Source organism: Micromonospora sp. NBC_01638, assembly GCF_045209745.1.
GTDB lineage: Bacteria > Actinomycetota > Actinomycetes > Mycobacteriales > Micromonosporaceae > Micromonospora.
In genome coordinates this window covers 1,509,462-1,535,076 of the sequence record NZ_CP109273.1, presented here as the reverse complement: position 1 = coordinate 1,535,076, position 25,615 = coordinate 1,509,462, and the positions used below count along the sequence as shown (strand labels likewise).

21 protein-coding genes and 3 tRNA genes are annotated in these 25,615 nt (G+C 67.7%); all 24 read left to right on the top strand.

The annotated features are described in order from the left end of the window. The first annotated feature begins 294 nt into the window (after window positions 1-294). Window positions 295-624: a hypothetical protein gene (locus OG811_RS07175; protein ID WP_406072882.1), complete on the top strand. Its 330-nt coding sequence runs from the start codon at window positions 295-297 to the stop codon at window positions 622-624. Between the two features lie 726 nt (window positions 625-1,350). Then, window positions 1,351-3,879 carry a putative bifunctional diguanylate cyclase/phosphodiesterase gene (locus tag OG811_RS07170; RefSeq protein ID WP_406072881.1) on the top strand — a complete coding sequence of 843 codons (2,529 nt, stop codon included), beginning with the start codon at window positions 1,351-1,353 and terminating at the stop codon, window positions 3,877-3,879. Between the two features lie 93 nt (window positions 3,880-3,972). Further along, window positions 3,973-4,045 (top strand) — tRNA-Thr (locus OG811_RS07165). Between the two features lie 24 nt (window positions 4,046-4,069). Next, a tRNA-Met gene (locus OG811_RS07160) sits at window positions 4,070-4,142 on the top strand. A gap of 134 nt (window positions 4,143-4,276) precedes the next feature. After that, window positions 4,277-4,444, top strand: coding sequence for a 50S ribosomal protein L33 (gene rpmG / locus OG811_RS07155; protein WP_007073056.1), 168 nt, complete (start codon window positions 4,277-4,279; stop codon window positions 4,442-4,444). A 124-nt stretch (window positions 4,445-4,568) separates the two neighbouring features. After that, on the top strand, window positions 4,569-5,015 hold the full coding sequence (locus tag OG811_RS07150) for a MaoC family dehydratase N-terminal domain-containing protein (protein ID WP_406072880.1): 447 nt from the start codon (window positions 4,569-4,571) through the stop codon (window positions 5,013-5,015). 1 nt (window position 5,016) lies between these two features. Next, a complete protein-coding gene (locus tag OG811_RS07145) occupies window positions 5,017-5,409 on the top strand; it encodes a MaoC family dehydratase (RefSeq protein WP_406072879.1) in 393 nt (130 codons plus the stop codon). A gap of 129 nt (window positions 5,410-5,538) precedes the next feature. Continuing rightward, window positions 5,539-5,611, top strand: a tRNA-Trp gene (locus OG811_RS07140). A gap of 214 nt (window positions 5,612-5,825) precedes the next feature. After that, complete coding sequence (gene secE, locus OG811_RS07135; RefSeq protein ID WP_406072878.1) at window positions 5,826-6,218, top strand: preprotein translocase subunit SecE; 393 nt, start codon at window positions 5,826-5,828, stop codon at window positions 6,216-6,218. Window positions 6,219-6,257: 39 nt separating this feature from the next. Further along, entirely contained in the window at window positions 6,258-6,980 is a 723-nt protein-coding gene (nusG, locus tag OG811_RS07130) for a transcription termination/antitermination protein NusG (protein WP_406072877.1), read from the top strand. A 188-nt stretch (window positions 6,981-7,168) separates the two neighbouring features. Beyond that, the gene (gene rplK, locus OG811_RS07125; protein ID WP_406072876.1) at window positions 7,169-7,600 is read left to right on the top strand and encodes a 50S ribosomal protein L11; all 432 of its coding nucleotides are present in this window, start codon (window positions 7,169-7,171) and stop codon (window positions 7,598-7,600) included. Window positions 7,601-7,678: 78 nt separating this feature from the next. Further along, window positions 7,679-8,395 carry a 50S ribosomal protein L1 gene (gene rplA / locus OG811_RS07120; RefSeq protein WP_406072875.1) on the top strand — a complete coding sequence of 239 codons (717 nt, stop codon included), beginning with the start codon at window positions 7,679-7,681 and terminating at the stop codon, window positions 8,393-8,395. An 81-nt stretch (window positions 8,396-8,476) separates the two neighbouring features. After that, complete coding sequence (locus OG811_RS07115) at window positions 8,477-9,286, top strand: ATP-binding cassette domain-containing protein (protein ID WP_406072874.1); 810 nt, start codon at window positions 8,477-8,479, stop codon at window positions 9,284-9,286. Further along, a complete protein-coding gene (locus tag OG811_RS07110; RefSeq protein WP_406072873.1) occupies window positions 9,283-9,972 on the top strand; it encodes a hypothetical protein in 690 nt (229 codons plus the stop codon). Before OG811_RS07115 ends, OG811_RS07110 begins: the two co-directional genes overlap by 4 nt. A gap of 350 nt (window positions 9,973-10,322) precedes the next feature. Then, window positions 10,323-10,868, top strand: a complete 546-nt coding sequence (rplJ, locus tag OG811_RS07105; RefSeq protein WP_406072872.1) for a 50S ribosomal protein L10 — start codon at window positions 10,323-10,325, stop codon at window positions 10,866-10,868. Between the two features lie 54 nt (window positions 10,869-10,922). Continuing rightward, window positions 10,923-11,309, top strand: a complete 387-nt coding sequence (rplL, locus tag OG811_RS07100) for a 50S ribosomal protein L7/L12 (RefSeq protein WP_406072871.1) — start codon at window positions 10,923-10,925, stop codon at window positions 11,307-11,309. Between the two features lie 568 nt (window positions 11,310-11,877). Continuing rightward, on the top strand, window positions 11,878-15,309 hold the full coding sequence (locus tag OG811_RS07095; RefSeq protein WP_406072870.1) for a DNA-directed RNA polymerase subunit beta: 3,432 nt from the start codon (window positions 11,878-11,880) through the stop codon (window positions 15,307-15,309). 80 nt (window positions 15,310-15,389) lie between these two features. Next, entirely contained in the window at window positions 15,390-19,280 is a 3,891-nt protein-coding gene (locus OG811_RS07090) for a DNA-directed RNA polymerase subunit beta' (protein ID WP_406072869.1), read from the top strand. A 94-nt stretch (window positions 19,281-19,374) separates the two neighbouring features. Further along, window positions 19,375-19,743 (top strand): hypothetical protein, encoded by a 369-nt coding sequence (locus tag OG811_RS07085; RefSeq protein WP_406072868.1) that lies wholly within the window; start codon window positions 19,375-19,377, stop codon window positions 19,741-19,743. A 508-nt stretch (window positions 19,744-20,251) separates the two neighbouring features. Then, window positions 20,252-20,632 (top strand): hypothetical protein, encoded by a 381-nt coding sequence (locus tag OG811_RS07080; RefSeq protein WP_406075575.1) that lies wholly within the window; start codon window positions 20,252-20,254, stop codon window positions 20,630-20,632. A gap of 512 nt (window positions 20,633-21,144) precedes the next feature. Next, complete coding sequence (rpsL, locus tag OG811_RS07075) at window positions 21,145-21,519, top strand: 30S ribosomal protein S12 (RefSeq protein WP_393521886.1); 375 nt, start codon at window positions 21,145-21,147, stop codon at window positions 21,517-21,519. A 1-nt stretch (window position 21,520) separates the two neighbouring features. Further along, the gene (rpsG, locus tag OG811_RS07070; protein ID WP_406072867.1) at window positions 21,521-21,991 is read left to right on the top strand and encodes a 30S ribosomal protein S7; all 471 of its coding nucleotides are present in this window, start codon (window positions 21,521-21,523) and stop codon (window positions 21,989-21,991) included. 75 nt (window positions 21,992-22,066) lie between these two features. Next, the gene (gene fusA / locus OG811_RS07065) at window positions 22,067-24,163 is read left to right on the top strand and encodes an elongation factor G (protein WP_406072866.1); all 2,097 of its coding nucleotides are present in this window, start codon (window positions 22,067-22,069) and stop codon (window positions 24,161-24,163) included. Between the two features lie 212 nt (window positions 24,164-24,375). Beyond that, window positions 24,376-25,569: an elongation factor Tu gene (gene tuf, locus OG811_RS07060; RefSeq protein ID WP_406072865.1), complete on the top strand. Its 1,194-nt coding sequence runs from the start codon at window positions 24,376-24,378 to the stop codon at window positions 25,567-25,569. The last annotated feature ends 46 nt before the right edge of the window (window positions 25,570-25,615 follow it).

Here is a 25,615-nt window from a genome sequence, read left to right as displayed (position 1 = left end):
CCACCAGGGAACGGCAAGGCCCTTGACCTGCGGAAACGCGAGGTCGAGGGCCTTCGCTGTCTGTGACTGGTGTGCCCTGCTGAACCCTCTGATCGGGCACGTCTTGGACAGGAGATGAGAGGCCAGAGGGAAGGCCCGCGATCCCGATGGCGTTTCAGCGCGACGTCCTGGTCGAGGCTGGTCATCGCTGCTCGATTTCAACCTGTCGCCAGGTTCCAACCGAGTTGGCTCACATCGACCCTGGAACCAGGTCCAAGAGCACGCGTTCGCGAACCTCATCGCCCTCTGCCCGACGTGCCACTTCCGCTACGACCAGGGCAGATCGACCGGGAGTCGATGTTGCAGTACAAGGCCAATCTGTCGGTGCTCAACCATCGCTACGGCGACCTCGAACGTAGGTTGCTGGAGATCTTCGCGGCAGAGCCGAAGACGGCTGTGATCCAACTGCCAGGTGGTTTCGGAATCATGCTCAGCTACCTGATCCAGGACGGTCTGTTGATGCCGGTGGACACGGGCGGGAACCAGGGCAACTTCATGGCGATGCCTGCGGTGGAGTGCTTCGGTCTCACCGAGAAGGGTCAGGAGTTCGTCATGCGCTGGGCGCAAGCTCGGCCGGTGGACTAGCCGGATCCCCTCGTCGGGCAGTCGTCAGACCGTCCAGGGAGGTTGGCGGCAGCAGGTACGCCGCTCGAGTTCGTTGGGGAATTCGCACGTGCTGGAGCGCAACCTATCTGCAATCGTCGATGCCGCAGGCGGGTTGAGCTGCGCCTATGTCGTTCATGGTCCGCAGCCGTGCTGACCGTCGTCCTTGTGAAGGAACCCGACGAGGTGCTGGCGGGATGGCGCGAAGCCGGTATGGTGGTCGATGGCTGGACCGGAGGCGCCCGCTGTTAAGAGTTACTGACGGTGACCGTCGGACGTGATGCGGCGAGTGTTCACAGCTGGACCCGAATTGTGTTGAAGGTCGCATTCAACGCTGCATGAAGCGGTGAACTGCGCCGCAAGCTCGTGATCTGGCCCGGTGCGATGAGGGCGGTGGGCCGAACGGCGGGAAGTAACAGACGGTGGGGCCAGTAGGGCGACCACCACTTCTCTGGCTGCCCGCACTGTGGCACGATCGTGGAACCTCCACTACCCCACGAGACCTTCCGACAGGAGCAATCTTATGTCTGGTCGTAGGTTGGGCCGACTGTATGGCTCGCTCCTCATCCTCGCCGCCGTCGCCACCATGGTCATCGGCAATCACGGTGTCCCCGCGGACCTGAACCTGGCGGACATCATCTGGGTCTGACGACCCCTGTCCGACGGGTCGCCGCTTATCAAGGACACGTCACACCGGCAGGGAGCGGGATGATCGGGCGGGACCAGTTGAGGCGTAGGTCATCGGAAGACGCCTGGATCATCACCGCTCCGCTGGTCCTTCTCGCGGTTACCTGCGTAACTCTCACCGGGCTGGTCGCCGACCGGCCGTTTGGTGACTGGCACTGGGCTGCGCTTCTTCTCGTGGCGATGATTGCCGCGGGTCTTCCGTTGCTGGTGCTGGTCGTCCGCCGGCAGTCGGTGGCCATGACGCTGACCGAGTTGCCGCTCGTTCTCGCGCTCTACTTCCTGCCGCCGTTGACGGTCGTGGTCATCTACACGCTCGCGTCCCTGGTCACGCAGCTACGGCACCGGGTAACGGCGCCGAAGGTCTGGTTCAACGTCGCTCGGGCCGCGGCCGGCACGTCGCTCGCCACACTGGTTCTCCAGGCGTTGCCGCCGGGACCCGGTGTTGGCCCGGCGACCTGGGTGAGTCTCAGTTGCGCGATCAGCGTGGTGATCCTGGTCAGCCTCACCGCCGTTGCTTCGGTGCATACCCTCCTGCAGGGTTGGCAGGCCGGCCGGGAAACGTTTCGCGCGGTGCCGTCCCTGCTCCTGACCGCAGGCATCAACGTGGCCGCGGGTCTGATCGTCCTGATCCTGATCCGGGAGTCCTGGTGGTCGCTGGTGCCTCTGGCCGCGCTGGCGGCTGGGCTCGCACTGGTCTACCGCTCGTACACCCAGTTCTTCCGCCAGCACCGCACGCTGACCGACATGTACGAGTTGAGTCGGGCGGTGGCGGCCAGCGGTCAGGACGGCACCCTTGTCGACGCCCTGCTCGGTCGGGTACGCGCGTTGATGCAGGCCGAGTACGCCACGCTCTGGCTGCCAGCACAGGGGCGACACCCCGAGATTCTGCTCACCGCGCGGGTCGAGGATTCGGGCCTGCTGGACCTGTCCCTGACCCCGTCGGCGTTGCGGGAGAAGGTGTTGGAGACGGCTCGCCCCGTGACGGTCGGCCGTGGAGTGACCAGTGATCCCGAGTTCAGGGCCAGCCTCGCGGAGAGGGGGGTCAAGGACACCGTCGTCGTTCCCCTCCAGTCGAGTGGGGTGGTGATCGGGACTCTTGAGGTCACCAACCGGCTCGCCGACACTCTGTACTTCACCCAGCGCGACATCTCGGTCTTCGAGACGGTGGCCGCACACGCGGCGGTGGCACTGGAAAACTCCCGGCTCGTCGACCGGCTTCGGCATGACGCGTACCACGACGCGTTGACCCGGCTGCCCAACCGGCGGCGGATCACCGCAGCGCTGGAAGAGTCGGTCAAGATCCGCCTGCCCGGTGAGGTGGTGGCGCTGCTGCTCTTCGATGTCGACGGGCTGCGCCAGGTCAACGAGTCCCTCGGTCACGCGGCCGGGGACAAGGTCCTCGCCGAGGTCGCCAGCCGGCTGCGGGCCAGCGCGCCGTCGTCGGCTCTGGTCGGCCGGGCCGGCGGGGACGAGTTCCTGGTGACGCTGCGGCTGGAAAGCGCCGACGCCGCGCTTGAGTTGGCTGCTCAACTGCGCGACCAGATCCGCGACGAGATGGTCTTCGACGCGCTCACCCTGGACATGAACACCGCGGTCGGGGTGGCCGTGCACCCCGATCACGGCAGCGATGCGGCGACCCTGCTGCTTCGGGTCGACCTGGCCGCCACGGCAGCCAAATCCGTGCCGGGCAGCGTGCAGCTGTTCAACCCCGCGCTGGAGTCCCGATCGTTGCGCCGGCTGGGTCTGGCCGGCGATCTGCGCCGCGCGTTGGACCAGGGCGAGTTGGAGGTCTACTTCCAACCGAAGGTGACCCTGCGGGACCGGCGCCTGGTTGGTGTCGAGTGCCTGGCCCGGTGGGAGGACCCGACGCACGGCACGGTCGCTCCCGAGGACTTCGTGGCGGTGGCCGAGCACACCGGCCAGTTGAGCAGGCTCACCGAGGTGGTGCTCCGCGAGGGGCTGCGTCGCAGCCGGGACTGGGCGCTGGCCGATCAGCCTCTGCCCATCGCGGTCAACATCTCGGCCCGTACGTTGACCGACCGACACTTCCCGGACCGCGTCCACGAGTTGTTGACCGAGTATGGGGTGCCGGCGCAGCGACTCACCCTGGAGATCACCGAGGCGGGGGTGCTGGACGGCACGGACCGGCCCATCCCGACCCTGCAGCGGCTGCGCGACCTTGGTGTCCGGCTGTCGGTGGACGACTTCGGCACCGGCGACTCGTCCCTGGCGCATCTGCGCCGGCTGCCGGTGCACGAGGTGAAGGTGGACCGTTCCTTCGTGCAGGGCATGGCGACCGACCCAGGGGACCTGGCTATCGTCAACGCCGTGGTGACCCTCTCTCAGCAGTTCGGCCTGGCCGTGGTCGCCGAGGGCGTGGAGAGTGAGCTGACCCTGGAGCTTCTGCAGGACATCGGCTGTGAGATCGGGCAGGGCTTCCTGTTCAGTCGGCCGCTGCCGTACGAACGGTTGGCCGCCTGGTTCGGTGCCCAGGTCGAGCCGGAAACGATCTCCAACGGGGAGCTTCCGCGCCTTCGTGTCGTGCCCTGAGCAGGGCGCGCACGATCACCGGGGATCCGATTTCACCTGTCGCGCCGGGCCGTGTACTCTTACTTCTGCGCGCCCCACGGGGAGATCGCGCAGGCCCCCTTAGCTCAGTCGGCAGAGCGTCTCCATGGTAAGGAGAAGGTCTACGGTTCGATTCCGTAAGGGGGCTCGAGGGTTCAGCTGGACCCATCGCAGCGGTGTAGCTCAGATGGTAGAGCAAGCGGCTCATAATCGCTGTGTCGCCGGTTCAAGTCCGGCCACCGCTACTCTCGTCTTCCGGGCTCGTTGCCGGTGGTCGTAGGAGATGGGCGCTTCCGGCGCCCACTTTGCATGTCCGCGCTGTCAGCGTCTAGGCTGGCGCGTCGTAGTTCGTTTCCGTTAGCGAGGAAGGCACTCCGCCGTGGCGAAGGCTACCGATGTCCGGCCGAAGATCACTTTGGCGTGTGTGGAGTGCAAGGAGCGCAACTACATCACGCGCAAGAACCGCCGTAACGACCCCGACCGCATCGAGCTGAAGAAGTTCTGCCCGCGCGACGGTCGGCACACGGTCCACCGCGAGACCCGCTGACCCGTGGCCGGCCTCATGCCGGCCGCTGTCGAAGCTTTTCAATCGCCGATCTGACGGTTTGGCGCGGCTCCGCCGCCGCCTGCCGATCAGATCGGCGATTGTGCTTTCCGTGTAGGTTCGCGGCATGCCTCTGGACCCTTCCTTCGTCGGCCGGACCTATCCGCCGACCGCCCCCTATCAGGTGGGCCGAGAAAAGATCCGTGAGTTCGCCAGCGCCATCGGCGCCACCGACCCGGTCCACCACGACCCGCAGGCCGCGCAGGCGCTGGGCCACCCCGACGTGGTGGCCCCGCCGACCTTCCCGGTGATCGTCACGATGGCCGCGAGCAGCCAGATCATCGAGGACCCGGCCCTGGGTGTGGACTACAGCCGTGTGGTGCACGGTGACCAGCGGTTCGCGTACACCCGGCCGGTGATCGCTGGCGACGAGCTGGTCTGCACCAACACCATCGAGGACGTCAGCAACCGGGGCGGGCACGGCTTCCTGACCACGCGCACCGACGTCAGCACCGTCGGCGGGGAACCCGTGGTCGCCGTCTGGTCCAAGATCGTCGTACGCGGGGAGGCCTGAGATGGAGTTGCCAGCAAAGACGTTCCGGGTGACCCGCGCGGACCTGGTCCGCTACGCCGGTGCCTCGGGCGACTTCAACCCGATCCACTGGAGCGACCGGGTCGCCACCAAGGTGGGTCTGCCCGGGGTGATCGCCCATGGCATGTTCACCATGGCGCTCGTCGGCCGGGCGGTCACCGAGTGGGCCGGGGCGCCCGACGCGGTGGTCGAGTACGGCGTCCGTTTCACCCGGCCGGTGGTGGTGCCGGACGACGACCAGGGGACCGAGATCGAGGTGACCGCGCGGGTCCGTGAGGTGACCGAGGACGGCCTCACCCGACTCGACGTGACCGCCACCTGCCTGGGCGAAAAGGTGCTCTCGCAGGCCCGGGCAACCATCCGGACGGCACGCTGAGCCGAGCCCGCCACGCGTGGCGGAGAGACCGGTTGGGAAAGTCGGGCCGCTACCCGTACACTGGTCCGCCGTGGGGCAAGTGACCCCTGCTCGGTCGTCTGTGACCGCGTGGGGCGAGTGTTGCCGCATAGGGGTGTAGCTCAATTGGCAGAGCAGCGGTCTCCAAAACCGCAGGCTGCAGGTTCAAGTCCTGTCACCCCTGCGCCTCAGGCCTGACCGTTCCCGTGGGTCGCGCCGCCAGCATGGCGGCGTCCGGCCCGTGGTGGTGGCATCGGCGGGGTGGTTCCGAGGCAATCGGGGCCCTCCGGATGATCCACCGGCCGCGGCCCGTCGCGGGACGGTTGGGTACGGCCAGCGTGACCAGCGCTGCGTACGCCGCTCGGCGTACGACCCGAGATTCCGCGACGGAGGGCGAAGTGGCCGACAATAAGCGGCACGGCGAGGACGCCGGCGACGATCGTCTGGACGACGAGGTCGTCGACGACGTCGCTGACGACGACGCCACCAGCGCGGACGAGCCGGTCTCCCGGGGAGGCACCGCCACGCGGTCGCGTGCCCGGGCGGAGTCGGCGGACAGCCGACCGACCACGCGTTCGGAAACCGGTCGGGTGGGCGTGTTCGGCCGCATCGCCCGGTTCTTCCGCGAGGTCGTAGCCGAACTGCGTAAGGTCATCTGGCCGACCCGCAAGGAGTTGCTGACCTACACCGCCGTGGTGGTGACGTTCGTCGCGGTGATGCTGACGATCGTGGGGGTGCTGGATTCCGGCTTCGCCAAGGTCGTGCTGTTTGTCTTCGGCAACTCGGACTGACCGGCTGCCTCCAGCCGATAGTGACGGAAGTGAGCGAGCGTGCCTGAGTACGACGAGACCGCCGGACCGGTGGACGAGCAGTCCACGGTCGCGACGGCGGATGGCGACGAGTCGGTTGAGGCCGCCAGCGAGCCGGAGTTCCCAACGACCGAGCCTGCGCCGGACGAGGAGTACGACCCGGTCGCCGAGCTGAGGCAGAAGCTGCGCTACGCGCCGGGTGACTGGTACGTGGTGCACTCGTACGCCGGTTACGAGAACAAGGTCAAGACCAACCTCGAGACCCGGATCACGAGCCTCGACATGGAAGACTTCATCTACCAGGTCGAGGTGCCGACCCGGGAAGAGGTCGAGGTCAAGAACGGTAAGCGTTCCCAGGTCCAGGCCAAGGTCTTTCCGGGCTACATCCTGGTCCGGATGGAGCTGACCGCCGAGTCATACTCGTGTGTCCGTAACACCCCGGGCGTGACCGGCTTCGTCGGCGCGACCGACCGGGCTGACCGGCCCGCCCCGCTCTCGCTCGACGAGGTGCTGAAGTGGCTGGCGCCGGCCGTCGAGACCGAGCAGAAGAAGGCGAAGCCGGAGATCAAGGTTCTCGACTTCGAGGTGGGTGACTCGGTCACCGTCACCGACGGTGCGTTCGCGTCGCTGCCGGCCACGATCAGCGAGATCAACGCCGACCAGCAGAAGCTCAAGGTGCTGGTGTCGATCTTCGGTCGTGAGACGCCGGTGGAGCTCAACTTCAACCAGGTCGCCAAGATCTGACTGGTCGTCGGCGGCGGGCACGGCCCGCCGCCGACGTCGGCGTAACGCCTTCCCGCTCGACCTCGGCGGACGAGTGGGCTGCGGCCTGCGCTACTCTTGAACGTCGCCGTTGTCGCACCGCGCTGACCGTGCGCGCTCCGAGGGCGGCGACAGCCGCATTTTCCCAGCTCCAAGCCCCAGGAAGTGACATGCCTCCGAAGAAGAAGCTCGTCAAGACGTTCACGCTTCAGCTGCCGGCGGGCCAGGCCACGCCGGCGCCGCCGGTCGGCCCTGCGCTCGGCCAGCACGGCGTGAACATCATGGAGTTCTGCAAGTCCTACAACTCGCAGACCGAGTCCCAGCGGGGCGACATCGTCCCCGCCGAGATCAGCGTGTACGAGGACCGGTCCTTCACGTTCGTGCTGAAGACCCCGCCCGCTGCCCGGCTGCTGATCAAGGCCGCCGGTGTGCAGAAGGGCTCGGGCGTTCCGCAGGCCGAGAAGATCGGCGCGATCAGCCGTGCCCAGCTGCGTGAGATCGCCGAGAAGAAGATGCCCGACCTCAACGCCAACGACGTGGAGCAGGCCGAGAAGATCATCGCCGGCACCGCCCGGTCGATGGGCATCACCGTCAACGACTGACGTCGGCCCAGGCCAACGATCCGACCGTGGGAGGGCCCGCGCCGAGCGGCCCGCCAGAGACCACAGGAGTAATCAGCAATGCAGCGCAGCAAGAGCTACCGCAAGGCCGCCGACGTCATCGACCGGGACAAGCTCTACACCCCCGCCGAGGCCGTGAAGCTGGCCAAGGAGACCACCAACGTCAAGTTCGACGCCACGGTTGAGGTCGCCATGCGCCTCGGCGTCGACCCCCGCAAGGCGGACCAGATGGTCCGCGGTGTGGTCAACCTGCCGCACGGCACCGGTAAGACCGCCCGCGTGATCGTGTTCGCCGGCGGTGCGAAGGCCGACGAGGCCGCCGCGGCGGGTGCGGACGAGGTGGGGACCGACGAGCTGGTCGCCCGCATCCAGGGTGGTTGGCTGGACTTCGACGCGGCGATCGCCACGCCGGACCAGATGGCCAAGATCGGCCGGATCGCGCGGATCCTGGGCCCGCGCGGTCTCATGCCGAACCCGAAGACCGGCACGGTGACCATGGATGTCACCAAGGCGGTGCAGGACATCAAGGGTGGCAAGATCACCTTCCGGGTGGACAAGCACTCCAACCTGCACCTGATCATCGGCAAGGCCTCCTTCACGGAGAGCCAGCTGGTGGACAACTACGCGGCGGTGATCGACGAGGTGCTGCGTGCCAAGCCGTCTGCGGCCAAGGGCAAGTACCTCCGCAAGGTCATCCTGACCACCACGATGGGCCCGGGTGTCCCGGTCGACCCGAACCTGGTGAAGAACCTCCGGGAGGACTTGGCCGAGGCCTGAGTCGACAAGATCGCTCCACCGGGGCGCCGCCACGACAGTGGCGGCGCCCCGGCGCGTCTGAGGTGTGGCAGGCTCGTCCGCATGCGGCTGGAGAACGTCTGGTTGCGGTACCACCGGCGAGGGTCGTGGGTGCTGCGGGGCATTGGCGTGCGGATCGGTCCGGGTGAGGTGGCGGTCGTTCAGGGCCGCAACGGGGTGGGCAAGTCGACCCTGCTTCAGGTGGCCGCGGGGGTGCTCCGGCCGGACAGGGGCCGGGTCACCGGACGGCCGGCGTGGGTGGGCTGGGTGCCGGAACGTTTCGCCGCTGACCAGCCGTTCACCGTGGCCCGCTATCTGACCGGGATGGCCCGGGTGGCGGGGTTGGGCAGGGCTGCGGCCGACGACGCGGTGACCTGCTGGACCGACCGGCTCGGGCTGTCCGCTTTCCGTTCGGTCCGGCTGCCGGAGTTGTCCAAGGGCACCGCGCAGAAGGTGGGCCTCGCCCAGGCGATGCTGCGTCCGCCGGGCCTGCTGGTGCTCGACGAGCCGTGGGAGGGGCTGGACGTCGCCACCCGTGAGCTGGTGCCCGAGTTGATCGCCGAGGTGCTCGCCGGCGACGGTGCCGTCCTGGTCAGCGACCACCGTGGGGAGACGGTCCGGCTGCCGGCCGCGCGCCGCTGGTTGGTGCGCGACGGTTCGCTGACCGAGGAGACGTCGTCGGCGGACGAGGCGATCGCGGTGGTCGAGGTTGCGGTGCCGGCCGCGCGAGTCGCCGGCACCGTTGCCCGGTTACGCGCCGAGGGCCACCAGGTTCTGCGGGTACGCTCCGGCGCGTCGTCGGCCACACCGGGGGATCCAGAGAACGCGGACGGCGCCGTGGCGGTCGAACACGCGGCGGGGGAGGCCCGGTGAACGCCCTCGTGCGGATGCGGCTGGTCGGTTTCCTGCGGACCGGGCGGGGGTTGGCGCCGTTGCTCGCCGGCCTGGTCACGCTCGGCACCCTCTATGGCGGCGGCCGGGCCCAGCCGGCGGAGGCGTATGGCGTCTCGGCCGTGGTGCTCTTCCCGGTCATCGCCTGGCAGACCAAGATCCTTCTCGACGTGGAGCCGGATGTGCAGCGCCGGCTGGCGCAGGTGGTGGTCGGTGTGGCCCGGGAGCGGTTGGCCGGGATTCTCGCCGCCGGTGTGGCGGCGCTGGTGACGGTGGCCGTCGCGCTGCTCTTCCCGTGGCTGGTCGGCGGGGTCTCCGGCCCGGTCGACCCGGGGGACCGGTCGATCCCGGTCGGGCTTGCGCTGGGGGTGTGGGCGCACCTGCTCGCTGTGCCAGCCGCGATTGCCCTCGGCGCGCTGGCCAGCCGGGCGTCGGTGGGCGGCGCCGCGTACGGCGTCGCGGTGTTGGCGCTCGGCGGTGTTGGCGCGGTGGTGCTCGGCCTGGCCGGCTCGGTGGCCCCCTGGCTGGCGCCGCCGATCATGGCCGCCGCCCGGACCACCGCGGGCGATGCCGCTGCGCTCACTCTGCTCGGGCTCAGCGCGTGGGCGTTGGCCTGGAGCGCGGTCGCGCTCGGCGGCTACCTGTGGCGGCGGCGGTCCCACGGCTGACCGGCTCGACGTTGCTCGCGGACGGTGGCCCGGCCCACACGGACCTGATTTGGCGCAGGTCGCGGGGTCGCGTACTCTTCAAACGTCATCCGTGTTGTCATGGATGAGGAACCACCCAGAGACCGCTGGTCACTGTGCTTCGGCACGGTCGAAGGCCCTGCGACAACGGGCGACCCGCGTAGGGCGGCAAGCGTAACTCGGCAGTGAGCATGGTCCGCCGACCGTGACGAGCTTCCGGCCCTCGCCCCGTGCGCCCTGCGCCGGGGCTTTTTCGTTGTCGTGCTGCTTCCGCCCCTGTTCCGGCTTCGGCTGTGACGGGGACCAGCCTCGAGTAACGAGAGAGGAGGGACATGGCGGACAAGCCGATCCGGGCCGACAAGGCCACGGCCGTCGCTGACCTGACCGAGAGCTTCCGCAGCTCGGGCGCCACCGTGCTGACCGAGTATCGCGGTCTGACGGTTTCCCAGCTCACCCAGCTGCGGCGCACGCTCGGCGCCGAGACCAGTTACACGGTCGCGAAGAACACGCTGGCGAAGCGTGCTGCGACGGACGCGGGCATCACCGGCCTCGACGAGCTGTTCACCGGTCCTACCGCGCTGACTTTCGTTTCGGGCGACGTCGTCGAGGCGGCGAAGGGGCTTCGCGATTTCGCGAAGGCCAACCCGAAGCTCGTCATCAAGGGCGGTGTCTTCGAGGGCAAGGCCATTTCCGCGGCCGAGGTCACGAAGCTCGCCGACCTTGAGTCCCGCGAGGTACTGCTGGCCAAGCTGGCCGGCGCGATGAAGGGCAACCTGAGCAAGGCCGCGGCCCTGTTCCAGGCCCCGCTGTCGAAGACCGCCCGTCTGGCGGCTGCCCTGCAGGACAAGCGCGAGAAGGAGGGCGCCGAGGCGGCCTGAGGCCCCCACGGCGCACCAGTTCTTACTTAACAGAATCAGGAAAGGACGCCAGATATGGCGAAGCTCAGCACCGACGAGCTGCTCGACGCGTTCAAGGAGATGACGCTGATCGAGCTCTCTGAGTTCGTGAAGCAGTTCGAGACGACCTTCGAGGTCACCGCTGCCGCTCCGGTCGCGGTCGCCCAGGGCGGTGGCGGCGGTGCCGCTGCTGCTCCGGCCGAGGAGGAGCAGGACGAGTTCGACGTCGTCCTTGAGGCTGACGGTGGCAAGAAGATCCAGGTCATCAAGGTCGTGCGTGAGCTGACCGGCCTGGGCCTCAAGGAGGCCAAGGACGCGGTTGAGTCCGCGCCGAAGGCCATCCTGGAGAAGGTCAACAAGGAGACCGCCGAGAAGGCGAAGGCCAAGCTCGAGGGCGAAGGCGCCAAGGTCACCCTCAAGTGATCTGACGTTCCACCTGCGCGTACCTGGTTCATGAGCCGGGACATCATCGCGTCGCGGCGGGCGGTGATCCAACGAGGATCGCCGCCCGCCGTATTGGTGGATCTGGCGCCGACCGGTCCTGAGCTGGGCTCCGACGACCGGCACCGTTGACCCGAACGAGCGTGGCGGGTCGCCCTCCGGTGGGAAACAAGGGACAACCCGGATACCGGCTCTTGACGCGGCCCCGGGCTGCCAGGCACGCTGACACCAGCAAGACACCGCGCTTGCGACGGCCACGACGTGGGTATGACAGTGGCGGCACCATCGCCGCAGTAACCCGAGCGGCCCAGTGGGGACGTTGCGTTCTGAGCGGCCCGGCAGACCCCGGTTGACGGGGGCCGAGGCACGTTCCGCAACGACCTGCGGGGTGGGCTGGACAGCGGTTAGCCTCTCGGCTACACTGCTAGTTTGCGCTGCCTTCTGACTTGACCCCTGCTCCGAAATGTCCGTTTACGGATATTTCTGGTGGGGTCATTGGAGTGCACGCGTACCAGCCGTTCTGCAGCACCGGTCCTCGGAAGGACGCATCTTGGCAGCTTCCCGCCCTGCGAAGACCAGTCGTACGTCGAGCGCATTCGCTCCCCGCCGAGTTTCATTCGGCAGGATCACCGAAAACCTCGAGGTCCCCAACCTCCTTGCCATCCAGAACGAGTCCTTCGACTGGCTCGTCGGCAACGAGGCTTGGCAGGGCCGGTCGGCGGACGACCCGCACGCACGCTCGGGTCTCGCGGAGATCCTTGAAGAGATCAGTCCCATTGAGGACTTCTCCGGCACCATGTCGCTCTCCTTCTCGGCGCCGCGCTTCGACGAGGTCAAGGCCTCGATCGAGGAGTGCAAGGAGAAGGACCTGACCTACTGCGCTCCGCTCTTCGTGACCGCGGAGTTCACCAACAACACCACTGGCGAGATCAAGAGCCAGACGGTGTTCATGGGTGACTTCCCGATGATGACGCCCAAGGGCACCTTCGTCATCAACGGCACCGAGCGCGTCGTGGTCAGCCAGCTCGTCCGGTCTCCGGGCGTGTACTTCGACAAGCAGCCGGACAAGACCTCCGACCGCGACCTCTCCAGCGTCAAGGTCATCCCGAGCCGGGGTGCCTGGCTGGAGTTTGACATCGACAAGCGCGACACGGTCGGCGTTCGTATCGACCGTAAGCGTCGGCAGGCCGTCACGGTCCTGCTCAAGGCCGTCGGATGGTCGGCTGAGCGGATCCGTGAGCGGTTCGGCTGGTCCGAGCTGATGATGACCACGCTCGAGAAGGACCACATCGCCGGCGCCGACGAGGCTCTGCTCGATATCTACCGCAAGCTGCGCCCTGGCGAGCCGCCGACGCGCGAGAACGCCCAGACCCTGCTCGACAACCTCTTCTTCAACCCGAAGAGGTACGACGTCGCCAAGGTCGGGCGTTACAAGTTCAACAAGAAGCTCGAAGTCAACGTTCCGATCACCACCGGCACGCTGACCGAGGACGACATCGTCGCCACCGTGGAATACCTGTGCCGGCTGCACGCCGGTGAGGACGGCTACGAGGCCGACGACATCGACCACTTCGGCAACCGGCGCCTGCGTACCGTGGGCGAGCTGATCCAGAACCAGGTCCGGGTCGGCCTGTCCCGGATGGAGCGGGTCGTCCGTGAGCGGATGACCACGCAGGACGTCGAGGCGATCACCCCGCAGACCCTGATCAACATCCGCCCGGTGGTGGCGGCGATCAAGGAGTTCTTCGGGACGTCGCAGCTGTCCCAGTTCATGGACCAGACCAACCCGCTGGCGGGTCTGACCCACCGGCGCCGGCTGAGCGCGCTCGGCCCGGGTGGTCTGTCCCGGGAGCGGGCCGGCTTCGAGGTCCGCGACGTGCACCCGTCCCACTACGGCCGGATGTGCCCGATCGAGACGCCGGAAGGCCCGAACATCGGCCTGATCGGCGCGCTGTCCACCTTCGCCCGGGTCAACCCGTTCGGCTTCATCGAGACGCCGTACCGGAAGGTCGTCGAGGGTCGGGTCACCGACCAGATCGACTACCTGACCGCGGACGAGGAGGACCGGTTCGTCAAGGCCCAGGCCAACGCGCCGCTGAAGGCTGACGGCACGTTCGCCGAGGACCGGGTGCTGTGCCGTCGTAAGGGCGGCGAGACCGAGGACATCGCCCCCGGTGCCGTCGACTACATGGACGTCTCGCCCCGGCAGATGACCTCGGTCGCGACGGCCATGATCCCGTTCCTCGAGCACGACGACGCCAACCGGGCACTGATGGGCGCGAACATGCAGCGCCAGGCGGTGCCGCTGGTCAAGGCCGAGGCGCCGCTCGTGGGTACGGGCATGGAGTACCGGGCCGCGGTCGACGCTGGCGACGTGGTGGTCGCCGAGGTCGGCGGTGTGATCGAAGATCTCTGCGCCGACTACGTCACCATCCACCAGGACGACGGCCACCGCCGGACGTACCTGCTGCACAAGTTCCGCCGCTCCAACGCCGGCTCCTGCGTCAACCAGAAGCCGGTGGTCTTCGAGGGCGACCGCGTCGAGGCCGGTCAGGTCATCGCCGATGGTCCGTGCACCGACGAGGGCGAGATGGCGCTCGGGCGCAACCTGCTGGTGGCGTTCATGTGCTGGGAGGGCCACAACTACGAGGACGCGATCATCCTGTCGCAGCGCCTCGTGCAGCAGGACGTCCTCACCTCGATCCACATCGAGGAGCACGAGGTCGACGCTCGGGACACCAAGCTCGGCCCGGAGGAGATCACCCGCGACATCCCGAACGTCAGCGAGGAAATGCTTGCTGACCTCGACGAGCGCGGCATCATCCGGATCGGCGCCGAGGTGGTCCCCGGTGACATCCTGGTCGGCAAGGTCACGCCCAAGGGTGAGACCGAGCTGACCCCGGAGGAGCGGCTGCTCCGCGCGATCTTCGGTGAGAAGGCGCGTGAGGTTCGGGACACCTCGCTGAAGGTGCCGCACGGCGAGACCGGCACGGTCATCGGTGTGCGTACGTTCTCCCGCGAGGACGGCGACGAGCTGCCGCCGGGCGTCAACGAGCTGGTCCGGGTCTACGTCGCCCAGAAGCGCAAGATCCAGGACGGTGACAAGCTCGCCGGCCGGCACGGCAACAAGGGCGTCATCTCGAAGATCCTGCCGGTCGAGGACATGCCGTTCCTGGAGGACGGCACCCCGGTCGACATCGTGCTCAACCCGCTGGGTGTGCCGAGCCGGATGAACATCGGCCAGGTCCTGGAGACCCACCTCGGGTGGGTTGCCAAGACCGGCTGGAAGGTCGAAGGCGACGACACCGACTGGAAGCGGCAGCTGCGCTCAATCGACGCGCACGAGTCCGAGGGGAACACGAACGTGGCCACCCCGGTCTTCGATGGTGCCCGCGAGGCCGAGATCTCCGGTCTGCTGTCGTCCACGCTGCCCAACCGTGACGGCAACCAGCTGATCGGTGCCAGTGGTAAGGCGCACCTGTTCGACGGTCGCTCCGGTGAGCCGCTGCCGGACCCGATCGCGGTCGGCTACATCTACATCCTGAAGCTCAACCACCTGGTCGACGACAAGATCCACGCTCGTTCGACCGGTCCGTACTCGATGATCACGCAGCAGCCGCTGGGTGGTAAGGCGCAGTTCGGTGGTCAGCGTTTCGGTGAGATGGAGTGCTGGGCGATGCAGGCGTACGGCGCTGCCTACGCCCTGCAGGAGCTGCTCACGATCAAGTCCGACGACGTGCTCGGCCGGGTGAAGGTCTACGAGGCCATCGTCAAGGGCGAGAACATCCCGGAGCCGGGCATCCCGGAGTCGTTCAAGGTGCTGCTCAAGGAGCTGCAGTCGCTGTGCCTCAACGTTGAGGTGCTTTCCAGCGACGGTGTGGCCCTGGAGATGCGCGAGACCGACGACGAGGTGTTCCGGGCCGCCGAGGAGCTGGGCATCGACCTGTCCCGGCGCGAGCCGAGCTCGGTCGAAGAGGTCTGAGGTGAGCGGTCGGGGGCCGGCGTGCCGGCCCCCGACCTCGCCCGAGAATTAGCAGTACAGACGACGACATAGGGGACAGAGTGCTCGACGTCAACTTCTTCGACGAGCTGCGCATTGGTCTCGCCACCGCCGACGATATCCGTCAGTGGTCGCACGGCGAGGTCAAGAAGCCTGAGACGATCAACTACCGCACCCTGAAGCCGGAGAAGGACGGGCTCTTCTGCGAGAAGATCTTCGGTCCGCAGCGGGACTGGGAATGCTACTGCGGTAAGTACAAGCGCGTCCGATTCAAGGGCATCATCTGCGAGCGCTGCGGCGTCGAGGTGACGCGCTCCAAGGTCCGTCGTGAGCGGATGGGGCACATCGAGCTCGCTGCTCCGGTGACCCACATCTGGTACTTCAAGGGCGTTCCGAGCCGGCTGGGTTACCTGCTGGACCTCGCTCCCAAGGACCTCGAGAAGATCATCTACTTCGCCTCGTACGTCGTGACGAGCGTGGACGCGGAGTCGCGTCACCGTGACCTCTCGACGATCGAGAACGAGATCCTGGCCGAGAAGCGGCAGTCCGAGAACAGCCGCGACTCGGAGATCGAGAAGCGGGCCGCCAAGCTCGAGGCCGACCTGGCCGAGCTGGAGGCCGAGGGTGCCAAGGCGGACGTCCGGCGCAAGGTCAAGGAGGGCGGAGAGCGCGAGATGCGCCAGATCCGCGACCGGGCCCAGCGCGAGATCGACCGCCTGGACGAGGTGCTGGACACCTTCCGCAAGCTGGAGCCGAAGCAGCTGGTCACCGACGAGCTGCTCTACCGCGAGCTGCGCGACCGGTTCGGTGAGTACTTCACCGGTTCCATGGGCGCCGAGGCGATCAAGGCGCTGGTCCAGAACATGGACCTCGACGCCGAGGCCGAGAGCCTGCGGGAGACCATCCGGTCCGGCAAGGGTCAGCGGAAGATCCGGGCGCTCAAGCGACTCAAGGTCGTGGCGGCGTTCCTGAACACCCGCAACTCGCCGCTCGGCATGGTGCTCGACTGCGTCCCGGTCATCCCGCCGGACCTGCGCCCGATGGTGCAGCTCGACGGTGGCCGGTTCGCGACCTCGGACCTGAACGACCTGTACCGCCGCGTGATCAACCGGAACAACCGCCTCAAGCGGCTGATCGACCTCGGCGCGCCCGAGATCATCGTCAACAACGAGAAGCGGATGCTCCAGGAGGCCGTCGACGCACTGTTCGACAACGGCCGTCGCGGCCGGCCGGTCACCGGCCCGGGTAACCGCCCGCTCAAGTCGCTGTCCGACATGCTCAAGGGCAAGCAGGGCCGGTTCCGCCAGAACCTGCTGGGCAAGCGCGTCGACTACTCCGGCCGTTCGGTCATCGTGGTCGGCCCGAAGCTCAAGCTGCACCAGTGCGGTCTGCCCAAGCAGATGGCGCTGGAGCTGTTCAAGCCGTTCGTCATGAAGCGGCTGGTGGACCTCAACCACGCGCAGAACATCAAGTCCGCCAAGCGGATGGTCGAGCGTCAGCGCCCGGTCGTGTGGGATGTGCTGGAAGAGGTCATCGGCGAGCACCCGGTGCTGCTCAACCGGGCCCCGACCCTGCACCGCCTGGGCATCCAGGCCTTCGAGCCGCAGCTGGTCGAGGGCAAGGCGATCCAGATCCACCCGCTGGTCTGCACCGCGTTCAACGCCGACTTCGATGGTGACCAGATGGCGGTGCACGTGCCGCTGTCCGCCGAGGCTCAGGCCGAGGCGCGGATCCTGATGCTGTCGTCGAACAACATCCTCAAGCCGGCCGACGGTAAGCCGGTCACCATGCCCACCCAGGACATGGTCATCGGTCTCTACCACCTCACCCACCTCACCGCCGGTGAGAAGGGCGAGGGCCGGGCGTTCAGCTCGGACGCCGAGGCGCGGATGGCCTTCGACAACGGTGAGCTGCACCTGCAGGCGCCCGTGAGGATCCGCCTGCGTGGTGTGGTCGAGGTCGACAACGGCGGCGGCTCCGAGGCGTGGTCCGCCCCGGAGGGCTTCGTCGAGGGCGACGCGGTGACCGTGGAGACCACCCTGGGCCGGGTGCTGTTCAACGAGACGCTGCCGCCGGGCTACCGCTTCGTGAACTACGAGATCCGCAAGGGTCAGCTCTCCGCGATCGTCAACGACCTCGCCGAGCGCTTCCCCAAGGTGGCGCTGGCCGCCACCCTGGACGGGCTCAAGGAGGCCGGTTTCCACTGGGCCACCTGGTCCGGCGTGACGATCGGCATGGAGGACGTCATCGCTCCGCCGCGCAAGGCGGAGATCCTGGCGAGGTACGAGAAGGAAGCCGACCGGATCGACAAGCAGTACCAGCGTGGTCTGATGACCGCCGAGGAGCGTCGCGGCGAGCTCATCGAGATCTGGACCAAGGCGACCAACGAGGTCGCCAAGGAGATGGACACCGCGCTGCCGCAGGAGAACCCTCTGTGGAAGATGATCCACTCGGGTGCCCGCGGTAACCTGCTCCAGCTCCGGCAGATCGCGGCGATCCGTGGTCTGGTGGCCAACCCGAAGGGTGAGATCATCCCGCGGCCGATCAAGGCCAGCTACCGGGAGGGTCTGTCCGTGCTGGAGTACTTCATCTCCACGCACGGTGCCCGTAAGGGTCTCGCCGACACCGCGCTGCGGACCGCCGACTCGGGTTACCTGACCCGTCGTCTGGTGGACGTCTCGCAGGACGTCATCATCCGCGAAGAGGACTGCGGCACCGACCGGGCGATCCCGATGCAGATCGGCGAGAAGCTCGAAGGCGGCAAGATCGTCGTCCACACCCACGCCGAGACCAGCGTGCACGCCCGGACCCTGGCCGACGACATCAAGGGGCCGGACGGCACCGTGGTCGCCGAGCGCGGTCAGGACATCAACTCCATCGGGGTCGACAAGATCGTCGCCGCTGGCGTGGAGACGGTCCGGGTGCGCAGCGTGCTCACCTGCGAGTCCAAGCTGGGCGTCTGCGCGGCCTGCTACGGCCGGTCGCTGCCGACCGGCAAGTCGGTCGACATCGGTGAGGCGGTCGGCATCATCGCCGCCCAGTCCATCGGTGAGCCCGGTACGCAGCTGACGATGCGTACCTTCCACACCGGTGGTGTCGCGGGTGAGGACATCACCCAGGGTCTGCCGCGTGTGCAGGAAATCTTCGAGGCTCGGGTCCCGAAGGGTAAGGCGCCCATCGCCGACACCCCTGGCCGGATCCGGATCGAGGACGGCGAGCGCTCGCGCAAGATCATCGTGGTGCCGGACGACGGCAGCGAAGAGATCGTCTACGACAAGATCTCGAAGCGGGTCAAGCTCCGTACCCACGACGGCGGTCACGTCGCGGTCGGCGAGAAGCTGACCGAGGGCACCATCGACCCGCACGAGCTTCTGCGGATCATGGGTCCGCGGGCGGTTCAGGTCCACCTGACCAGTGAGGTCCAGGAGGTCTACCGTTCGCAGGGTGTGCTCATCCACGACAAGCACATCGAGATCATCATCCGCCAGATGCTCAAGCGGGTGACGGTCATCGACTCCGGCTCGACCGAGTTCCTGCCGGGTGTGCTGGTCGACCGGGCGCTGTTCGAGTCGGAGAACCGCCGACTCGTCTCGGAGGGCGGCGAGCCCGCCGCCGGCCGTCCAGTGCTGATGGGTATCACCAAGGCCTCGCTGGCCACCGACTCCTGGCTCTCGGCGGCCTCCTTCCAGGAGACCACCCGGGTGCTGACCGACGCTGCGATCAACTCGCGCAGCGACTCGCTGGTCGGCCTCAAGGAGAACGTGATCATCGGTAAGCTCATCCCGGCCGGTACGGGCATCAGCAAGTACCGCAACGTCCGGGTCGAGCCGACCGAGGAGGCCAAGGCCAAGGTCTACTCGATGACCGGGTACCCGGAGACCGACTACGGGTTCGGGCCGGCCAGCGGGCAGGCTGTGCCGCTGGACGACTTCGACTTCGGGTCGTACCGCTAAGCACCAATCGCACGACGAGGCCCCCGGCGGATGCCGGGGGCCTCGTCGTGTCCGGACCCACCCACCCCCGGTCCGAGTTCGGCATGATGGGGGGATGACGACCGCACCCGGGCAGGTGTCCGTCGCGCAGCAGAGCCTGCGCCACCCGCTGGACCCGGATCCGGCCCGCGCCACGAAGGCGCGGGCGGTCTTCGCGCTGGGGCTGCTCGGCCTGCTGACCGGGCTGTTCATCGGTGGAGTGGTGCCGGCGACGGTGGCACTGCAACTGGCCCGGCAGGCGCGCCGCGAGGCGTACGCCTCAGGGGGTTTCCTGACGGGCGGCGCCTGGCTGCGACGGGGGGAGCGGATGGCCTGGACCGGCCTGGTGCTGGTCGCGGTCAGTGTGGTGGCCGTGCTGGTCATCGGGGTGGTTCGGTTGGCCGGGGCGCCGTTCGGCCACGACTACCCGGCGAACATGGACTGAGCCGCCCGTGGCCGCGCCCGGCGCTCTCGGCGGTAGCCTGGCCGGTGTCCGCCGCGCGGCGGTGGCGGCCTTTCGACAGGAGGACCTCGTGACGGATCCGGCGCGGCCCCCTGCGGACGAACCGGCCGGCCATCCGGAGGCGCAGGCTCCGTCCGAGTCACGTGGCTGGGCTCAACCGGGCCCGAGCGGCGAGCCGCACCCACCTGCGTCCTCTCCAGGTTGGGGTGCGCCGACCCCTGCCGCGCCACACCCCGGCTGGGGCACGACCACTCCGCCCGGCTCCGGTCAGCCGTACTCGGTCTCCGGGGTGCCGACCCCGACACCGCCGGCCTGGGGTCCGCCGTCGTCTGGGCCTGGCGTCCCGCCCGGGTGGGGTCCGCCGTCGTCCGGGCCTGGTGTGCCGCCCGGCTGGGGCCCGCCGCCCGGTCATGCACCCGGTTGGGGTGGCATGGCGGGGCATCCGGTGCCGCCGCCACCCACCGACGACCAGCGCCGGCCGCCGAAACGAGTGGAGTCGGTGCCTGGTACGCCGTTCGGTGTCGTGCACCTGGATGTGGCGCCGGTCACTTCGGGGCTCGCCATCGGGGCGCTGGTGGCCGGGATCGCGTCGGTCCTGGTCTCGCTGCTGGTGATCTGCTTCGGGGTGGCCTTCGTGAACGAGGGTGGGGCCTGGGCTTCCGGGGCGTTCGCTGCGCTCGGGTTGCTGGCCGGTGTGGCGGCGGTCGTCACCGGCCTGCTCGGCCAGCGGCAGATCCGCCGTCCGGCCGAGCCAGCCGCGGTCCGGTTCACCGGCCGAGGGCTGGCGGTGGCCGGGATCAGCTGTGGCGCGGCGGGGGCGCTACTCAGCCTCCTGGGCCTGGGCCTGGCGCTGTTGCTCGCCCTGATGTGAGGCGGGTCACTTCCCTGACCGTGACGCGTTTTCCAGTTCGCGCGGTGGCCTCCCGGTGCGCGCCCGGGGGCGACGGGTGCTCCCGCCGGGAAGCCGGTACACTTGTGCTCGCGAGTGCCCATCGTGGGCGACGGGGCAGGACGAGATTCGACCGGCGAGGTGAGACAGTCGCCGGGCCGTTCCGTTTTGACCTGGGCGGTTGTGGTAGGTACTCTTTCCCCTTGTGCCCGGGCATGCCCGGGCAACTCGCGCGTGCGCTGCTTCCGGAGTTCGGGCGGCGGCACGACAGGCTAAAGATCCGGAGTGGGGCGACCCGCGCGCCGGTGACAAAACCCGGTACGCACGCGAAAGCGTCGTGGCGGGACCGTGATGAGGGCGACACGCCCGACCGCGGGTGCCGGGGCCTCCGTGAGGTGGCCCTGGTTGGAATGTAGGAGAGCCGGTCATCAGGCCGGCTAACGAGCAGACGGCGCGGTCGCAAACAGTGCGGCCGAAGGGAGCGGAGAAACCCGGTGCCCACGATCCAGCAGCTGGTCCGAAAGGGCCGCCAAGCGAAGACGACCAAATCCAAGACCCCGGCGCTGAAGGGTTCCCCTCAGCGGCGCGGCGTGTGCACCCGTGTGTACACCACCACCCCGAAGAAGCCGAACTCGGCGCTGCGCAAGGTCGCTCGTGTGAAGCTCAGCAGCCAGATCGAGGTGACCGCCTACATCCCGGGCGTGGGTCACAACCTGCAGGAGCACTCGATCGTGCTCGTTCGCGGCGGCCGGGTGAAGGACCTCCCCGGCGTGCGCTACAAGATCGTTCGCGGTTCGCTGGACACCCAGGGTGTCCGCAACCGCAAGCAGGCGCGCAGCCGTTACGGCGCCAAGAAGGAGAAGAGCTGACATGCCGCGTAAGGGACCCGCTCCGCGGAAGCCGCTGGTCGCTGACCCGGTGTACAACTCGCCGCTGGTCACCCAGCTGGTGAACAAGATCCTGCTGCGTGGCAAGCGTCAGCTCGCCGAGTCCATCGTGTACGCGGCCCTCGAGGGCTGCCGCGAGAAGTCCGGCACCGACCCGGTCGTCACCCTCAAGCGGGCGATGGACAACGTCAAGCCGACCCTCGAGGTGCGCAGCCGTCGTGTCGGTGGCGCCACCTACCAGGTTCCGGTCGAGGTCCGCCCGACCCGGGCGACCACGCTGGGCCTGCGCTGGCTGGTCACCTACTCCCGCGCTCGTCGCGAGAAGACCATGGTCGAGCGGCTGATGAACGAACTGCTGGACGCGAGCAACGGCCTCGGTGCCGCCGTCAAGCGGCGCGAGGACACGCACAAGATGGCCGAGTCCAACAAGGCCTTCGCGCACTACCGCTGGTAACACCCTGGTTCCGGCGTCCCACGGGCGCCGGAACCGCCACCAGTTGAGTCGAGACGACGATAAGTAGGGATTGAAGTGGCCGCCGCAGACGCGCTCGCCAACGTACGCAATATCGGCATCATGGCGCACATCGATGCCGGTAAGACCACAACCACCGAGCGGATCCTGTTTTACACCGGCATCACGTACAAGATCGGCGAAACCCACGAGGGTGGCGCCGTCATGGACTGGATGGAGCAGGAGCAGGAGCGTGGTATCACCATCACCTCCGCCGCCACCAAGTGCGAGTGGAAGGGCCACACGATCCAGATCATCGACACGCCCGGCCACGTCGACTTCACGGTCGAGGTCGAGCGGTCGCTGCGGGTCCTGGACGGTGCGGTCGCGGTCTACGACGGTGTCGCCGGCGTGGAGCCGCAGACGGAGAACGTCTGGCGGCAGGCCGACAAGTACAACGTCCCGCGGATGTGCTTCGTCAACAAGCTCGACCGGACCGGGGCCGACTTCTTCCGCTGCGTGCAGATGATGATCGACCGGCTCAACGCCACCCCGCTGGTGCTCCAGATCCCGATCGGGCTCGAGGGCGACCACATCGGCGTCGTCGACCTGATCGGCATGCGCGCGCTCACCTGGCGTGGGGAGACCCAGAAGGGTGACGACTACGCGATCGAGGAGATCCCGGCCGACCTGGCCGACTCCGCGGCCGAGTGGCGCGAGAAGCTGATGGAGACCCTGGCCGACGTCGACGACTCGGTGATGGAGAAGTACCTGGAAGGCGAGGAGGTCTCCGTCGAGGAGATCAAGGCCGCCATCCGGCGTGCCACCATCGGCGGCAAGGCCAACCCGGTGCTGTGCGGCTCGGCGTTCAAGAACAAGGGCGTTCAGCCCATGCTCGACGCCGTGGTCGACTTCCTGCCGTCGCCGCTGGACGTTCCGGCCATCGAGGGTACGGCCACCGACGGCGAGACCCCGCTGATCCGGAAGCCGTCCAAGTCGGAGCCGTTCTCCGGGCTGGCCTTCAAGATCCAGACGGACAAGCACCTCGGCAAGCTCACCTACGTCCGGGTCTACTCCGGTCTGCTCGAATCTGGTTCCCAGGTGGTCAACTCCACCAAGGACCGCAAGGAGCGGATCGGCAAGATCTACCAGATGCACGCCAACAAGCGGGAAGAGCGTCCGTCGGCGCTGGCCGGCGACATCATCGCGGTGCAGGGTCTCAAGCAGACCACCACCGGCGACACGCTCTCCGACCCGGCGAACCCGGTGATCCTGGAGTCGATGACCTTCCCGGAGCCGGTCATCTCGGTGGCGATCGAGCCGAAGACCAAGTCTGACCAGGAGAAGCTCGGCACCGCGATCCAGCGGCTGGCCGAGGAGGACCCGACCTTCCGCGTCCGTCTGGACGAGGAGACCGGTCAGACGGTCATCTCCGGCATGGGTGAGCTGCACCTGGACATCCTGGTCGACCGGATGCGCCGCGAGTTCAACGTCGAGGCCAACGTCGGCAAGCCCCAGGTGGCATACCGCGAGACCATTCGCCGCAAGGTGGACAAGGTCGAGTACACCCACAAGAAGCAGACCGGTGGTTCCGGCCAGTACGCCCGCGTGATCGTGAGCGTCGAGCCGCTGCCGCTGGACAACGACTCGCCGACCTACGAGTTCGCCAACGCCGTCAGCGGCGGCCGGATCCCCCGGGAGTTCATCCCGTCGGTGGACGCCGGTGCGCAGGATGCGCTGCAGTACGGCATCCTCGCGGGCTTCCCGCTGGTCGGTGTGAAGCTGACCCTGCTGGACGGCCAGTACCACGAGGTCGACTCGTCGGAAATGGCATTCAAGATCGCCGGCTCGATGGTGATGAAGGACGCGGCCCGCAAGGCCGATCCCGCACTGCTCGAGCCGATGATGGCCGTTGAAGTCACCACTCCTGAGGAGAACATGGGTGACGTCATCGGTGACCTCAACTCCCGCCGCGGCATCATCCAGGCGATGGAGGAGCGCAGCGGCGCCCGCATCGTCCGGGCTCTGGTGCCGTTGTCGGAGATGTTCGGCTACGTCGGCGACCTGCGGTCGAAGACCCAGGGCCGGGCTAGCTACAGCATGCAGTTCGACTCCTACGCTGAGGTTCCGCAGAGCGTCGCGAAGGAGATCATCGCCAAGGCAACGGGCGAGTAAAGCCCTGAGCAGGTGATTCGTGGTTGGTCGCGGGATGGTTCACCCGCCCGCGACCACCACGATCGGATCGCGTGAGACCGGGCCTGTAGGCTTCATCGCCGCAGAACCCACAATGGCTCTCCGGCCGTCAGGCCGGAAAGGCTGTCGACAGAGTCCTAAGCGCCGACCGGCGCGCCGGGCGTACGAACCAAGAAGTCCACAGGAGGACACCAGTGGCGAAGGCTAAGTTCGAGCGGACTAAGCCGCACGTCAACATCGGCACCATTGGTCACATCGACCACGGTAAGACGACGCTGACGGCGGCCATCACCAAGGTCCTGCACGACCGGTACCCGGAACTGAACCCCTACACGCCGTTCGACGAGATCGACAAGGCGCCGGAGGAGAAGGCCCGCGGCATCACGATCTCGATCTCGCACGTCGAGTACCAGACCGAGGCGCGGCACTACGCGCACGTCGACTGCCCCGGGCACGCCGACTACATCAAGAACATGATCACCGGTGCCGCGCAGATGGACGGCGCGATCCTGGTGGTGGCGGCGACTGACGGCCCGATGCCGCAGACCCGCGAGCACGTGCTGCTGGCCCGTCAGGTCGGTGTGCCGTACATCGTCGTGGCGCTCAACAAGAGCGACATGGTCGATGACGAGGAGCTCCTGGAGCTCGTCGAGCTCGAGGTGCGCGAGTTGCTCTCCTCGCAGGAGTACCCGGGTGACGACCTGCCGGTCGTTCGGGTTTCGGCGCTGAAGGCCCTCGAGGGTGACCCCGATTGGACCGGCAAGCTGCTGGACCTGATGACCGCGGTTGACAACTCGATCCCGCAGCCGGAGCGCGAGGTCGACATGCCGTTCCTGATGCCGGTTGAGGACGTGTTCACGATCACCGGTCGTGGCACCGTCGTCACCGGTCGCGTGGAGCGCGGCGTTCTCCTGCCGAACGAGGATGTTGAGCTCGTCGGTATCAAGGAGAAGAGCTTCAAGACCAAGGTCACCGCGATCGAGATGTTCCGGAAGACCCTGGACGACGCCCGCGCAGGCGAGAACGTCGGCCTGCTGCTGCGTGGCACCAAGCGCGACGAGGTCGAGCGCGGCATGGTCGTCGTGAAGCCGGGCTCGAACACCCCGCACACGGAGTTCGAGGCGACGGTCTACATCCTCTCCAAGGAGGAGGGCGGCCGGCACACCCCGTTCTTCCAGAACTACCGTCCGCAGTTCTACTTCCGGACCACGGACGTCACCGGTGTCGTCACCCTCCCCGAGGGCACCGAGATGGTCATGCCGGGCGACAACACCACCATGTCGGTGAAGCTGATTCAGCCCATCGCCATGGAGGCGAACCTCAAGTTCGCGATTCGCGAGGGTGGCCGCACCGTCGGCGCCGGGTTCGTCACCAAGATCCAGAAGTGAACTAGGTAACCCCGATTAGACCCGCCGCCGGTCGTGCGGCATACTA

Coding starts and splice junctions, on each gene's coding strand:
- OG811_RS07170 (WP_406072881.1), top strand. CDS start 1,351: ATGATCGGGCGGGACCAGTTGAGGCGTAGGTCATCGGAAGACGCCTGG.
- OG811_RS07150 (WP_406072880.1), top strand. CDS start 4,569: ATGCCTCTGGACCCTTCCTTCGTCGGCCGGACCTATCCGCCGACCGCC.
- OG811_RS07145 (WP_406072879.1), top strand. CDS start 5,017: ATGGAGTTGCCAGCAAAGACGTTCCGGGTGACCCGCGCGGACCTGGTC.
- rplK (WP_406072876.1), top strand. CDS start 7,169: ATGCCTCCGAAGAAGAAGCTCGTCAAGACGTTCACGCTTCAGCTGCCG.
- rplA (WP_406072875.1), top strand. CDS start 7,679: ATGCAGCGCAGCAAGAGCTACCGCAAGGCCGCCGACGTCATCGACCGG.
- OG811_RS07115 (WP_406072874.1), top strand. CDS start 8,477: ATGCGGCTGGAGAACGTCTGGTTGCGGTACCACCGGCGAGGGTCGTGG.
- rplJ (WP_406072872.1), top strand. CDS start 10,323: ATGGCGGACAAGCCGATCCGGGCCGACAAGGCCACGGCCGTCGCTGAC.
- rplL (WP_406072871.1), top strand. CDS start 10,923: ATGGCGAAGCTCAGCACCGACGAGCTGCTCGACGCGTTCAAGGAGATG.
- OG811_RS07085 (WP_406072868.1), top strand. CDS start 19,375: ATGACGACCGCACCCGGGCAGGTGTCCGTCGCGCAGCAGAGCCTGCGC.
- rpsG (WP_406072867.1), top strand. CDS start 21,521: ATGCCGCGTAAGGGACCCGCTCCGCGGAAGCCGCTGGTCGCTGACCCG.